The organism is Bacillus sp. AFS017336, from assembly GCF_002555445.1.
In the GTDB taxonomy this organism is placed as follows: domain Bacteria; phylum Bacillota; class Bacilli; order Bacillales; family Bacillaceae_G; genus Gottfriedia.
In genome coordinates, this window is sequence record NZ_NUCO01000156.1 from 1 (window position 1) to 14726 (window position 14726).

The window sequence follows — 14726 nt, forward strand, 5'->3', positions numbered from 1 at the left end:
TACTTAGGTTGACATTTATATTTAGAAGGAGGTAAGAGTGAGTGAATGCTAGAAAACTAGCTAACTACACCGATGTAAAAGCTCAAGAACTTTTGAAAACACTATATCTATGTGCCAAGGAGAAACCTAATCGTAAATTTCATGCATTATACGATAAAATCTATCGCCCTGACATTCTAATGGAAGCTTGGAAACGTGTAAAAAGAAAGAAAGGAAGTGGAGGAATAGACGGACAAACGATTGATGAGATCGTTACAAAATATGGAGAAAGTAAATTCTTAAATGAACTGTATGCACAGCTTAAAGAGAATAATTACAATCCTAATCCAGTTTTGAGGACGTATATTCCAAAAGACGATGGAAAGAAAAGACCTCTAGGGATTCCTACCATAAAAGACAGAGTGGTACAAATGGCAACAAAGATGGTCATTGAACCTATTTTTGAAGCTGATTTTCAAGAGTGTTCATTTGGATTCCGTCCTAAGAGAAACGCCCATCAAGCGATGGCGAAAATAAGGAAAGCAAGCAGAAACAGTTCTTGGGTAGTCGACGTCGATATCCAAGGCTACTTTGATAACATTAATCAAGATAAACTGATGAAGCTAGTTGAACAGAAAATCAATGACCGCCGAGTTTTAAAGTTAATCCGAAAATGGTTACAGGCAGGAATAATGGAGGAAGGTAAACTGAGAAATCCCCTTACGGGCACACCGCAAGGTGGAGTAATTTCCCCATTACTAGCAAACATCTATTTGAATATTTTGGATAAGCTTTGGTTGAAGAAATTCCATCATCTAGGAGAGTTAATTCGTTACGCAGACGACCTAGTGATACTAACTAAAACAAAACAGCAAGCTTTAGAGAGTGCTCAAGTATTACAAGCAATCATGAGGAAATTGGATCTAACAATTAATCGTGATAAGTCGAGGTTAGTTAATCTGTTTGATAATAAAGAGGGTTTTGATTTCTTAGGATACCACAACCGAAAATTTAAGATTCTATTAAAGGGTGGAAAAACCTATTACGCAATGTCACACATTCCGAAGAAAAATGCCATGAAAAAGATGAGAGCAAAGATTAAAGCATATACAGAACCGAGAAACAAATTGTATTTAGACATAAAAGAACTAATAAAAGGATTAAATAAGAAGCTTCAAGGCTTTAAGAATTATTACAAAATATCCTCGAAAGCAACTAAATGGCTAAATATAATCGACTGGTATGTGCTCGAAAGACTCACACTTTTCTATAACAAGAAGAGAAATAACATTAATAACCATGGTAACTTTAAGAGAATTCGAGGAGAGATTGAACATTTAATTGTGAAATTGGCAAGGAATTAACCGTAAAGCATAAGAAGGAAGAACATCGGAAAGCCGTATGAGGGAAAACTTCACGTACGGTTTGATGAGGGGGAGCTGAAACTAAAAGAGATAGCGTGAGCTATCCCTTTGAAATCAGTTCTCTACTCTACAACAAAATAGCAAGATAGTTCAATAAGGAATTAGAGTTTATAATGGATTTACAACAGTCAAAACTAGCATGCGGAGGAAAAAATGCATCATTTTTTTTATAGAGTACCTAGAAATAATTTTGATTTTTTTTATGAAAAGCGAATAATTAACGATATGTCCATTATTAACGAAAGTGGTGAATCTGTTTTTATTTTACAGAAACAAAAGCATCGATTTTTTGCTAATTTAGTTCACGAATTAATAGATAGTGGATTACCTTTTTGTTACAAAATAAGGAATATTCATGGTCAAACTCTATTTAGTATTAATTGTGCTTTTCCAGGATTTCGTTATATTTTAATTGAACATTTATCTGGACAAGCCATACCAATTACTAAACATAGAGAACTTTCAACTGAATTATCGTATACTTTTATGATTTCTAACAATGAATATTTTTTTAAAAAAGATTTTAAAGGTGTAGGTCATTTAATATGCGACAATAAAGAAGTAGCTGCTGTATCTATGCCATTTGATTCAGATGATAATAGTGAATTTGATAAAATTATTGTAAATGCGTCATCAGAAGAAATTGCCCCACTTGCAGTCGTTTTATTTCATACTTTTTATTATTATGGTAGGTAGGTGGCAATCTGCTTACCAGATAAACGTTGGGAAGTAATTGGATGATGGTACGGTAGAGATAGATAAGTTCATAAGTGATGGGTACTATTAAGACCACAATTAGAGACCTTATTTAGGGGCTTTAGTGATTAACTTTTTATATTCTTTATGCAACTAACGCATGCATTAGTTGTATTACGCTGGGCTGCTTCGGCAGTCCATTTTTTATTCAACAAAATGGCAGTTTAGTTGCATAAGAAGGAGTAATATAATTGAAAACAGAATTATGAAATGTACGAAAAAAGGGGGAGATTTTATTAAATACGTTTATCATATAGTTCCAAAAAAGATGAGTGGAGAAACACTTATACCATTAAATAAAATAAAGCTTTTGGATTCAGAATTATATAATCAGTATGCAAAAAAATATTATGACCACCCTGAACGACCAAAACTTTTGGAAAAAGAAATACCAAAATTGAATTGCTTGTGGAATGACGTCATTCATTTTTTACCCTTACATCCATATCTTGTTTATGATGCCCTAAGAACTGTTGGTGTTAAAGTAAAAACAGATTTAATGTTTTATAAAATCTCGACTAAAAACTTAGTAAATAATATAAATGTGGTTTATTTATACCGCAAAGATAATTATATAGGACCTTCTGCTAAGATAAATAGCAAAGATGTTCATTTAATAGATATTGAGGAATATGAAGAAATTAATGAGCTTCCAATAGATACTCTAAATTACTATGAGGAAGAAAATTTGAAAGGCAATAAGTTCGGAATGTTTCCATTTATTCCTCACATTTTAAGCTTAGGAGAAGTAAGTGTACTTGAAGCAGAGGTAATAAATTGGAGTGTGAACAACTTGTAAACCTTATTATCCTTATTGAACTAACTGATGCATTAGTTGAAGATCACGATTTGCTCGCAGCTCGTTTTTTTATTGAAGTAAATGACAGAATAGTTGCTTAAGAAAAATTTGTTTTTTGTGGAAAAAGGCGAAATTCCCCCAAGTCACAAAGGAGAATGCTTGAGATATAATCATTACAAAAGTATAGGTGTAATTAAGGAGTGAATTTTTTGTTGTTTGAAATCATATTATTAATTTTGGGTTTAAATGGAATATATAGTTCTAATATTGTGAAAAAAAAGGGGAATATTGTACTATCAAGATTGACTCTAATTTCATCGATTTTAACACTTGTAATTACAACCTATGTTATATTTTTAAATTTTTTACGTTATTAAAGATGATAAATTCTTATTCAACTAACGCATGCGTTAGTTGAAAATCATGAGTCACAGAGGTGGATTTATTGGTATGGATTATATTTTTAGCAATAGGTATTATCTGTAATGTAATAGCCCTTTTTAAGTTATATAGATTTAGAAAGGCACTTAAGAATTTAGAACAAATTACAACAGAAGAACTAACAAAAAAGTGGTATAAGCTTTTTTCTCTGTTAGCATTTTGGGTAACATTAGGTGTAATATCATTCTGTATAGCTACTATACTTCTACATTAAGTTATTCAACTAACGAAAGCGTTAGTTCGAGAAGAAATAGCTTAGAGCGATGAAATTTTGAGGAACATAAAAAGTGGTGCAATTCGCAATCGAATTAGCACCACTTTTTTATGATAAATTAATTTTTGTAGTCATATCTGTCTAATGTTAATTAATTTACAGTTAGATTTAAATCTGCTATTTTCAATTCTTTATAAGCTTGAATATCTTTATCACTGTATCGAGCGATTGCTGTAATTTTATAGTTACCTTTCTTCTTTAAATTGAAAAATGAGTATTTCGAAAAAGTAAACCCTTTATTTACTTTAGTAAAACCGAGAGGTCGGGTTTCGGAATAGAAATCAACCTTAACATCATCATCTACTCTTATTGGAATATGTGTATCGATTTCTTTACCATATTTATCAGTAACGATATAACGAAAAAAACCTATACTATGATTTAAATCAAATTCCTTTTCACCTAAATAATTTAAGGTACTATCTATTGTAAATATCTGTCCTCTAGCTACTGTTTTCGGCGAATTTACAATAATCTCAAAATCACCATTTTTTGTATTTTTTGATATTTCCTCGTCTGAAACTTTCCTTATTTCTTTGTTTGAAACATCATTTATTGAAGAACATCCAGTAGTTACAAGCAAACATATTTGAAGTGCTAGTCCTATTTTTAAAATGCCTTTATTTTTCAATTTTTCATACACTCCTTTAAGTTTTCTGATAAAGTATATTCAGGACAACCTTACTTAGCACACTTAAACATATATTGGTTACTCTTAATAGAAAATTTTTAACATACAAAATCGCACCTAAAATAGCAGAATCATAATTTTATTATGGTAATCATTGTTGAACTAACTGGCGCATTAGTTGAAGTTCATGAGTCACGGATTGTGACTATTATTTAATACCAGACAGGAGAGTTAAGAAGGAAGTTAAGGTTTTTAAAGCGAAATTAAGTGGTAATTAAATTCATTATTAATGTAATGTGGGGGAAGCATCTTGGAGTATAGATTTCAATCAAATAAATCTATTGATGAACTTAGAAGTACCTTTTCTTTAAAAATATATAAAGACAGAGCAGCAGCAGTTGATTCATTATGGGATAAAAAACTTAATGAACAAGGAAAAACTTACTATGGGGAAATGAAGAATAACCATTTTTCATTAAAACGTTTACCAATGAACGGACGGTTATGTGCTCCCAGTTTTTATGGAGAAATTATTCAAAATGGAAATAGCACTGAAATAATTGGTAAATTTAATTATCACTATATTTTAAACAATTTGGTCTATACCGTTTTTCTAATAGTGTCTATATTGTTTTACTTTATTAATGGATTGATGAAAGTTCATCTCTTTTCTTTTTTTCTAGTTGAAATTAGTGCCTTCATTTTATGTATAGTACCAACTGAAATAACTAGAAGAATAGAGAAACACAAGCTTATAAGTCTCATTAATTATCTTATTTCTTGTTGAACTAACGAGCGCACTAGTTGAATAACTAGATATACTGCTGAGTCGATTTTTTAAAGTGCTAGCGAAAGTTTTAGATGAACAAGGATTTTAAAAAACGTCTATGGAATTATACAATTCAGTAGTCTTTTTCAAATGAGAATGTAAAAAATAAAATATGAGGTGCTAGAAAATGTCATTATTAAATAGATATGGAAAATGGCTATTTAAAGACACTGTTAGAAAATATGACCTAGCAGAATTACTATCTTATGTAATTTTTATACCTTTGGTTATATATGGAACCAAATATCTTCATAATTTTTCAATATGGATTAGTATCTTAATGGGGTTTATGGCATTAAATTTATTTCAATTAGGAGATGACTTATTGAGGAGAATTTTGGGGAATATTAATATGAAAATTCCAAAATGGATAAGTAATATTCCAATAGTTTGTATATTTTTTTATATTATTATTAAATAACAAAGTTATACAACTAACGCGTGCATTTGTTACAAACAGATACGGCAAAATAAAGCAGCTTTAATAACAAAAATATCAAAATTAAATTAGGAATAAAAAAAGCAATGGAATTCGGTTCCCATTGCTCTTCACTTTATATGTCAACTCAATTATCAGCTTGGTATTAGTACCGAATTTACATCTTTCCATTCATAAATCGCCAAGCCTAATTCTTTCCCTTGGACTTCTGTTGTTGTTAATTCGTAAAATTCCGCACCCATTTTTTCATAGAAAAATTTTGATTTATTGTCATCTAATACTTCAACAAATATCCTTTGATAACTCAGTTCCTTTAGCTTTGCAAACAATTTCTCGACTAATTTTTTTCCTATTCCTTGTCCCTGGTAATCCTTACAGATATAAATAGAGGTTAAATCTCCCGAATTCTTGAATTGATTTGTTTCCCGTTTTCCTCCGTCAGCAAATCCAACTATTTCACCATCGTCAGTTTCTGCAACATAGACATAATTATCAGCTCTTGAAATGTTATTAATCCATTGTGGTATTCTTTTTTCGTAAGTCATCCTATCTAAATAAGAGTCTGGAATTATGTTTTTATAAGTGCTTTTCCAACTATCAACATATACTCTTGCTATTGCTTCGGCATCTAGCAACTTTGCTTCCCTAATATTCATAATATTAAACCCCTCCATTTAAATTTTTAGTAAAGTAATTCTATGGATATTAATTTTTCCCTCTTTTTCAACTATACTGTTCGATAGTTAAATAGGAGCTAAACATTTAGCTCCTGAGTCTTGTGCAACTAACGAGCGCTTTAGTTGAACAACATGATCGACTTTATAGTCGATTTTTTTATTCAACATAATGTCGGTTTAGTTGCATAAGAACAATTTAATTTTGTGGAAAAAAATGCGAAATTACCCCAAATTACAAAGACTTAATTGATTGGTATAATTAGTGAAGTAGTTTATGTCTTAGTAATAATTTGCTAAGTTTTTTGAGGATATTTTACGGAGGAAATTATTTTGTTAAAGCTTAAAGATGTACTTATTATAATTGAGGCAGTACTATTCAGCTTATCATGTATTATTCTTAAGTTTTTTCCAGATATTAATTATTCAAAAGGAATAACAATTACCTTAATTCTCAGAGTTATACTTATACTTACAACACTTATATTAGGGGCGGTTGTTAGCGTGTGGTATACCTTTTTTTAACAGATGTTTGAAAAAGGTGGGAGTGTTTTTTTGATTTCTATTCTAATAACCTTTATCATCGTCCTGATTAATATAATTGGTCTCATTTATCGAAAAAAAATAACAAGGCGAATGATGTTAGTAATTCGAATCTTGACTATTATCCTTTGTTTATTTGGAGTCATTATCGTGTCTAAACATATATAATAATAATAGGTTATTTGGAACTAATTGCAGAGAGGTTAGGAAACAAATAAATATTGATTCCTTATGCAACTAACGCTCAGCGATACTTCAATAGAAGATCGCTTTTTCTTATCCAACATAATGGCAGTTTAGTTAAATGAAAGTTTAATTAGCGTATAAAAAAATACGTAAATCAGTGTTTGGTAAAACCTAAAACATTAATTTTATAAAGGAGGCACCACTCATGCTAGCACAAGTTTTAATAGGTCTTGCGGTATTCTTTTTTATATCTACTTTTATCGGTTCTCAAGCAAATATATTCCTTTTATACGGAATAGGATTAACTGGAGCAGGTTTGACGTGTGTGCTATTTGCTATAACTGTAAAAAACAACTGGAAAGGATTTAAAAAGTATCATGTTGCTTCAAAATTTGAAAATATTTCAATTTCGTTTAATAGACTTGTTATTCTAGTGGTCGGATTATTTTCCTTATATGGAACCGTTTCTTTTTGTATGGATTTACCAGCATATATCAATAAAAACTACTCCCATCTGGAAGGTATCGCAACAAAAATAACTAATGATGAAACCTCAACAGGTCGACTAGAGGGTGAATTTGATGTAACAATTAATAATAAAAAAATAACTTTAGAATCTTCCTCCAAGTACCCAATCGAACAAATGGATGGTCATCGTTTTAAGGTTAATTATTTACCACATACAGAATGGATAATAAATTACAAAATATATTAAAAGAGGAAATAGAAGCATTCTTCAAGAAAAGTATGATTCTATATAATAAGTTTGTGAAGTATAATACTTAAACAAACGAGAGCATTAGTTGAACAACACGATCGACTGTTTAGTCGATTTTTTTATTCAACAAAATGGCAGATTAGTTGCATTAGGATAATAAAAAATTCTCACTAAAAAAGACGATATTCCCCCAATATTCAATAATAGGTTATTGTGTGATAATTCTATATAAATGAACTATGCCTTCGGGAGTGAGATAAGTGGCAAAAATTATAGGGATTATTTTTACTTTAATTTTAGTTTTATCATTAATCAACGGTATCGTTACACATAATGATGCAACATCTATGCCTTTTGGAGCATTTCTGATGGATGTTTTCATTCTTTTATTGCTCATATTTTTTATTATCCTATCCTTATTTAAGAGATATAAGAAAGGATTAAAAGTAAATTACTTTTGGATGGGTTATTTCTCAGTATTAGCTGTTTATCTAGTTAATGATATAATTCATTACTTACTTAAATAAAAAGTCTTATGCAACTAAATGATGCTTTAGTTACATAAAGAAAAAAGGAACTTCGTTTCATGTGAAGTTCCTTTTTTCTTATTCAATCGATCGCTCAGCTGGATAATCGATTGAATTTGCGATTTCAACTAATACTTCAGGCGTAACAATATTGGCTACTCTTCGATCGATACTTAACTGATATTGCCAATTCTCTCTTTCGAAAACCAACAAATTAAACCCGTCATAGCTACTTTTTCGATTAATATGCTTCATTCTACCTAATTCGTATAAGGTCGCAGGTTTTCCGTTCTTTAATTGATAAGTCCCAAGAATCGTTCTTCCATTGAAGTCTATTTTGTGATCAATCGGTCGAATAACAATCATGTAATGATTTTTGGGTACTTTATCATTTTTCACCTCTACTTCTAAAAGATCATTCATTCCATCGCTCGTTTGTTGAAATCTTCCGAAATAATGTGTAAAACTAATGGGAGGAACCCTTAGTGGTAACTTGAGTGGTTGTTTAAAGTGATCTTCAAATTCAGCAGAAGCTGCTTCGATTGTCTTGTAACCACTCTCTGGATAAAACTCTTCTAGGGGTTTGGGTTTATCAGATGCTGTAACAAATTCTACTTTACTATTGAATGTAAAAATTAACGCAAAAATCATCATAAAGCTAAGGGATTTGATTAAACTCATTGGTTATCTCCTTCCAGTAAACTAGGAGTAGTATTTCCAACATGTTTCATAATAATTTTAAATAGAAATAAAAAACTAACAACCCCATATGTAACTAACGAGAGCATTAGTTGAACAAGATCACGAGTCGCAGATGTGACTTTTTTTATTCAACAAAATGGCAGATTAGTTGCATAACAAGGTGTCTTTGGAGACGTTTTTTCATAACGATGCTTGCTAGCTTTGGAAGTTACATTTTTAGCTATAATTGTTTTATAACAAGAATTCGGCGAACATATATGTTCTTGTATAAGTAGTAACCGAAATAAAACAAAGAACCTACTCAACTTGAATAGGTTTTTCACGTAAATTACTTAACTATTTATCTGTTTTTACATTTGGAAATGAATGGTTTTTATTATTTAATTTTCGTAAATTCTCACGAAAAAACACATCTTGAAATTCGTTTAGTTGAAATGGAATAAATGGCGATAGAAATGGCACACCAACCGATTTTAATTGAGTAATATAGAGGATCAAAACGGTCGATAAAACAATTAATCCTTTGAAATCGGTAAAGTTTCCTACTAAAATGTATAAAAATCGCACGTAATTCATTGCAGCTACTTGGCCTCTTAGTCCAATTGAAAACGAAAGAAATGCACTTAAACTTGCAACAACCAAACCAACTGGATGGATTAAATTAGCCGAAACCGACGTTTCACCAATTGAAATAGTTGCAACAAATGTAAGAAGAATTACCGTGCCCCTTGGAGCAGCGCTGCCTAAATCGAATAAGATTTTAAGAAGCAGGGTTAAAATTAATACTTCTATATATGTTGGTAAAATCTCTTTATCGTTAAACAGCATTTTTGCATATTTGTGACCGAAATCATTTTGATGAAATTTCGCAAGTGTGACATAGACACCAGGCAACAGGAATGCCATTGAAGAACTAATTATTCGTAATGGACGAGTTAAGATATGAACTGACTTCATATGAAAATCATCTGCTGACTGAACAAAATCTACTAATAAAGAGGGAGCGATAATGGCTTGAGGATTCCGATCGACGAAAACAACAACCTTACCTTCTAATAACGATGATGATGTTTGCTCGACTCGATCAGTTGTCATTAATAAGTTGAAAAAAGTAGGCGGTCTCCCTTCAAGTGCATCTTGCACAACTCTCGATTCTAAAATATACTTTACTGACAAATCCTCTATACGATTTTTAACCGTTTTTAAAATCGCTTGGTCAACTGTATCTTTAAGGTAAACAATTGAAATCAGAGTTTTTGACTTCTCGCCATAGGCTTTTGTTTCAATTGCAAGCTCAGGTGTTCGTAATGTATTTCTTAGCATATTCAAATTGATTTGAATATTTTCAGTAAACCCATTAATCGGTCCTTTTATGGACCGTTCGCCGTACACTTCTTCAATGCTTCTTTCTTTCCAATCCTGTGTCGCGACTAATAACCCTGATGATTTTCCTTTTAAACAAATAAAGGTAAAGCCATCTAATAATCCTTCTTCAACTTCATTATAATCGCTTACTTCTTTGCAACTCAAAGAAGAAATAACGGATGGTATTTTACCTGTCGAAAGTGGATGTTTGTAATCGTTTATCAATTTTTGTTGGAGTGGTTCAATCACAAAACGTTGTATATCATCCGTTTTAACAATTGTTTCAAGATAATAAAGAGTAATGGCATTTTCAATCACGATTCGTTTTTGAAAATCAACAGCTGATTGAAATACTTGTTCAAGTTTTGACGAAAAATCAGCATCTTTTGTAGCATACATCTTATCACCTACTTTTATTATTCATTTTATTATTAGTATGAACCAATTTGAATAAATAATTTAAAGAATAGACAATTAAAAAACACTAAAGAGAAGCGTCTTGTGCAACTAACGCATTGCATTAGTTGAACAACCTAAAGCTGCTTCGGTAGCTTTATTCTTATTCAAGTAAATGGCAGTTTAGTTGAACAAGGAGTTCGATAAGTAACTAGCGAATTACTTAATTAGCAGAAAAATGTTTCCAATTTAGTATGTAGTATTTAGAGAGAGAATAGTAACATTTGGGGTGTTGGGGAAATGTCTTTATTAAAGAAGTATGGAAAGTGGATTTCTAAAAAAAATCCTAGACGGTATGACGTAGCTGAATTACTGTCTGGGATAATTTTTGTACCTTCGATTTCTATTGGAATTGAATTACTACATCACAAGTATTCATTATGGATTACGATATTAATAATGTTTTTGATAATAAATTTTTATCTATTAATTGATGACTTATTTGCGAGATTTCTGGGCAAATTTAATGTGAAAATTTCAAAATGGATGACTGCTATTCCGTGGCTTTTGGTGTTTATTTATATTGTTTTCAATAATTATTAAATAAACAAACGCTAAAAGTTTTTATGCAATCTTAGAGGTATTTAATTCTAAAAATGTTTTTCCATTGTTTCTAGAAATAATTGATTTAATTTATGTAACTAACGAGCGCGTTAGTTGAAGATCTTGAAGGATGCTATTGGTCAGATTACATTTGATTTTGGGGACTATCCAATGAAAAAATATAGGTCATCATGGCTATTAATATTATTATTGTTTACTGTTGGAGGGATAATATTAGCATATTTAATTTCAACTATTGGGAACCAACCGATTGACATTTACTTTTTTGCTGATTTGTTATTCGGATTGTTTTGGATATCGTGTGGGATTTGGTTTTTTAAAACAAGAATTAATGGTAAAGGAATATATTACGATGAAGAAGGGGTTGTCATTAATTTTAAAGGGAATAAAATTTCTTGGCAAGAAATAGAAGAAATAAAAAAACAAAGTTATCCAATGTACATAACTTATATTTTTTTAAAAAATGATGTTGTTGAAACTATTAGGATTCGGCACAGAAAGAAATCTTATAATAAATGTTTCAGCATTTACTGGTTTATGATTTCAAAACCTAGAAAAATGCACAAAGAGATTATGAAATGTTGGGAAATATACATTAAGGATAATGAATAGTACACATTATACAAATCGCATAAGATTTGTATTAATAAGATAAATAAGATTAATATTCCTTATTGAACTAACGAGCGCGTTAGTTCAATAAGACCACAAGTCGCAAATGCGACTTTTTTTGTTTAAGTAAATGATAGGTTAGCGGAAGAGTGGTGTTTAACTTGTGTTCAGTAATCTGTTTAGATTGTAAAGGTTTGTACTTAAACCGAAGTATTCAGGTTAGCTGAACAATAAGTATCATAAAATAAAGGAATTTTGATTTTAGTTAAGAAAGAATAAATAAAGATAAACGTAATGAGGAGTGGGTTTTCAAAACGTAACTGGTAACAGATTGGTTCACTTGGAATGCGGTGGAGGAAATTCACATATATTTTTAACTGATGATAGGGGGAATATACCAATGAAAAAGCGAGCAATTGGTCATAATGGTCCTCTGGTTTCAGAGATTGGCCTTGGATGTATGGGGATGTCCTGGTTATATGGTAATGCTGATCGAAACGAAAGCATTGCAACGATTCACGCTGCACTTGATGAAGGCATTACACTCTTTGATACAGGGGATTTCTATGGCGATGGACACAATGAATTACTTCTACGTGAAGCTTTACAAGGAATCCACCGGGACAATGCGTTCATTTCAGTGAAATTTGATGGTAAGCTACACTCGCAGGGCAAGAATCATCGGAATGGAGATAACCAACCTCATGCAATAAAGAATTGCCTTGAGGATACTCTACTGCGTCTAGGTGTGGAATACATCGATCTTTATCAGCCATGCCGTTTAGATCCAAACGAACCAATTGAAGAAACGGTTGGTGCAATTGCCGATATGGTAAAGGCGGGATATGTGCGGTATATTGGTCTTTCTGAAGTAGGAGTGGATACAATTCGTCGCGCACATGCTGTACATCCAATTAGTTGGTTGCAAATAGAATACTCACTATTTAATCGGGGCATTGAAACAAATATTTTGCCTACTTTACGAGAATTAGACATTTCGCTTTCAGCTTACGGTGTCCTATCTAGAGGGTTACTTAGTGGTACATGGTCAAAAGATCGAGTGTTAGATTCGGATGATAAGCGTGGAAATGGGCCGCGGTTTACCAGTGAAAATCTTGAAAAGAACTTAGCTCTTGTAGGGTCCTTGCATGAAATTGCTAGAGAAAAGCAAGTAACCGTTGCACAGCTTGCTATTGCATGGGTACTATCTCGGGGTGAAGATGTTATCCCATTGGTTGGGGCTAGAAAGCGATCACAACTTCAGGATTCAACAGGTGCAGTTGAACTGAACTTAAGTTCAAACGATCTTTTACGAATTGAAGAAGCAGTTCCTCCAGAGCTTGTCGCCGGCGAATACTACCCAGTACCACGGGAGAAATGGTTTTTCAACTAACGAGCGCTTTAGTTCAACAAGGATGGTCTACTGAGGTAGTCCTATTGTTGTGCTAGTTTGATAAAACCCTGTATTTATATAGGTTTTTTCTTTTAGCACATAATCCCTAGCTGGTTTGTTCAATAAAAGGTCCAGATTAATGAAAGTGAATTTGAAAGCCTATGAATCTTACACCCATTTCACAAATTCTAGCATGATGTATCAAAACATATGTTACATTATTATTAGAGGTGACATGTATGAAAAACAAAGAAATCTATGTGGAAATACCCATTCAAGCATCTATAGACGAAGTATGGCGGATGACTCAAAATCCTGAACTACATGAACTATGGGATTTGCGTTTTTCTTCAATAACCTACTTACCTAAAGAATCAGAAGATGCTCCGCAGTCTTTTTTATATGAAACGAAATTGGGATGTGGTGTAAAAGTAGCTGGTTGGGGTAAAAGTATCGGTACTCATAATAAAAATGATGGTTCAAAGACATCATCACTTCACTTTGGTACCGAACAAAAAATTTCGCCAATTAGTGAAGGAAAGGGATATTGGCAATATATACCGAGAGATTACGGCACCACATTTCTAACCCTGTATGACTATGATGTACGTTTTGGTTTATTTGGACGGTTTTTAGACATCTTTTTTCGGCCACTCATGGGGTGGGCAACAGCTCTTAGTTTTGATGTGCTGAAACGCTGGATTGAAAAGGGGGAATCGCCACGAATACAATATGTACGCTTTATAAGTAATGCAATAATAACTATGCTTTTTTTCTTTATTTGGTTTTATCATGGGCTATTTCCGAAGATAATTGCTAAACATCCTGAGGAAGTATCCATGCTATCTAGTTTAACTTCCATTAAGGGGACTGCTGCTGTAAAGGGCGTAGAAATAATAGGCGTTCTCGAGATTTTATTTGCAGTGATTTGGCTTCTTTATCGTAAGAAAAGGCATTTACTTGCATTGCAGATGATTGTATTTCCAGTAATAACGATTAGTGCAGTAATTGCTAGTCCCTCAATCGCATCTCACCCGTTTAATCCTGTTACATTTAACGCTAGTCTTTGGGTCCTTTCCATTATTGGCTTTTTACTTGCAAATGATTTGCCAACGGCAACAAATTGCAAGCGTACGAGAAAGGGTGATTCATATTAACAATCTACCAAGAAATATTAGGTAGGGATTTTCAAAGACTTCATCCTTTCGATTCGATTTGAACGATAATCGATCGGTCATTTCTGGTTTGTGTAAAAAAGGAAAGATATCATTTTAGTTTGGTTGAATGTGTAAAAATATTACCATTCAAAAATGAAAAAGTCATGACATAAAATATGGATGGACTGGTTGACCTAATGGATAGCGTCCTGGTAGTTACGAGTAGAGGGCGATAAGATAAAAAAGCATCCTTACTG

At 32.1% G+C, this 14726-nt stretch carries 15 protein-coding genes; 11 read left to right on the forward strand and 4 right to left on the reverse strand.

Features of this window, described 5'->3' with window-relative positions:
* Positions 1-41 precede the first annotated feature (41 nt).
* From ltrA to CN601_RS27775, 4 genes are all read left to right on the forward strand, one after another.
* Positions 42-1343, forward strand: a complete 1302-nt coding sequence (gene ltrA / locus CN601_RS26075; RefSeq protein WP_098172818.1) for a group II intron reverse transcriptase/maturase — start codon at positions 42-44, stop codon at positions 1341-1343.
* A gap of 213 nt (positions 1344-1556) precedes the next feature.
* Positions 1557-2099 (forward strand): tubby C-terminal domain-like protein, encoded by a 543-nt coding sequence (locus CN601_RS26080; protein WP_098172819.1) that lies wholly within the window; start codon positions 1557-1559, stop codon positions 2097-2099.
* A gap of 265 nt (positions 2100-2364) precedes the next feature.
* On the forward strand, positions 2365-2958 hold the full coding sequence (locus CN601_RS26085) for a group-specific protein (RefSeq protein ID WP_098172820.1): 594 nt from the start codon (positions 2365-2367) through the stop codon (positions 2956-2958).
* Entirely contained in the window at positions 2937-3059 is a 123-nt protein-coding gene (locus CN601_RS27775; RefSeq protein ID WP_257131823.1) for a hypothetical protein, read from the forward strand. The genes CN601_RS26085 and CN601_RS27775 overlap by 22 nt, the downstream gene beginning before the upstream one ends.
* 705 nt (positions 3060-3764) lie before the next feature.
* On the opposite strand, the gene CN601_RS26095 is transcribed toward CN601_RS27775, so the two are convergent.
* A complete protein-coding gene (locus CN601_RS26095) occupies positions 3765-4304 on the reverse strand; it encodes a hypothetical protein (protein ID WP_098172822.1) in 540 nt (179 codons plus the stop codon).
* 310 nt (positions 4305-4614) lie between these two features.
* Here CN601_RS26095 and CN601_RS26100 point away from each other — a divergent pair, with 310 nt between their 5' ends.
* Complete coding sequence (locus tag CN601_RS26100; RefSeq protein ID WP_098172823.1) at positions 4615-5091, forward strand: hypothetical protein; 477 nt, start codon at positions 4615-4617, stop codon at positions 5089-5091.
* A gap of 169 nt (positions 5092-5260) precedes the next feature.
* Positions 5261-5554 (forward strand): hypothetical protein, encoded by a 294-nt coding sequence (locus CN601_RS26105; protein ID WP_098172824.1) that lies wholly within the window; start codon positions 5261-5263, stop codon positions 5552-5554.
* 152 nt (positions 5555-5706) lie between these two features.
* Here the strand turns inward: CN601_RS26105 and CN601_RS26110 are convergent, their stop codons facing one another.
* Positions 5707-6228: a GNAT family N-acetyltransferase gene (locus tag CN601_RS26110; protein WP_098172825.1), complete on the reverse strand. Its 522-nt coding sequence runs from the start codon at positions 6226-6228 to the stop codon at positions 5707-5709.
* A 952-nt stretch (positions 6229-7180) separates the two neighbouring features.
* Here CN601_RS26110 and CN601_RS26120 point away from each other — a divergent pair.
* Positions 7181-7690, forward strand: a complete 510-nt coding sequence (locus tag CN601_RS26120) for a hypothetical protein (RefSeq protein ID WP_098172827.1) — start codon at positions 7181-7183, stop codon at positions 7688-7690.
* 263 nt (positions 7691-7953) lie between these two features.
* Positions 7954-8220 (forward strand): hypothetical protein, encoded by a 267-nt coding sequence (locus tag CN601_RS26125; protein ID WP_098172828.1) that lies wholly within the window; start codon positions 7954-7956, stop codon positions 8218-8220.
* 78 nt (positions 8221-8298) lie between these two features.
* On the opposite strand, the gene CN601_RS26130 is transcribed toward CN601_RS26125, so the two are convergent.
* Together CN601_RS26130 and CN601_RS26135 are read right to left on the reverse strand one after the other, a co-directional pair.
* Positions 8299-8901, reverse strand: coding sequence for a hypothetical protein (locus CN601_RS26130; protein ID WP_257131824.1), 603 nt, complete (start codon positions 8899-8901; stop codon positions 8299-8301).
* A gap of 357 nt (positions 8902-9258) precedes the next feature.
* Entirely contained in the window at positions 9259-10686 is a 1428-nt protein-coding gene (locus CN601_RS26135) for a spore germination protein (protein ID WP_098172829.1), read from the reverse strand.
* A gap of 771 nt (positions 10687-11457) precedes the next feature.
* Here CN601_RS26135 and CN601_RS26145 point away from each other — a divergent pair.
* The 3 genes from CN601_RS26145 to CN601_RS26155 all read left to right on the forward strand — a co-directional run bounded on the left by CN601_RS26145 (position 11458) and on the right by CN601_RS26155 (position 14469).
* Positions 11458-11919: a hypothetical protein gene (locus tag CN601_RS26145; protein ID WP_142317441.1), complete on the forward strand. Its 462-nt coding sequence runs from the start codon at positions 11458-11460 to the stop codon at positions 11917-11919.
* A gap of 301 nt (positions 11920-12220) precedes the next feature.
* On the forward strand, positions 12221-13312 hold the full coding sequence (locus CN601_RS26150) for an aldo/keto reductase (RefSeq protein ID WP_257131825.1): 1092 nt from the start codon (positions 12221-12223) through the stop codon (positions 13310-13312).
* A gap of 239 nt (positions 13313-13551) precedes the next feature.
* Positions 13552-14469 (forward strand): DoxX-like family protein, encoded by a 918-nt coding sequence (locus CN601_RS26155; protein ID WP_098172833.1) that lies wholly within the window; start codon positions 13552-13554, stop codon positions 14467-14469.
* Positions 14470-14726: the final 257 nt, after the last annotated feature.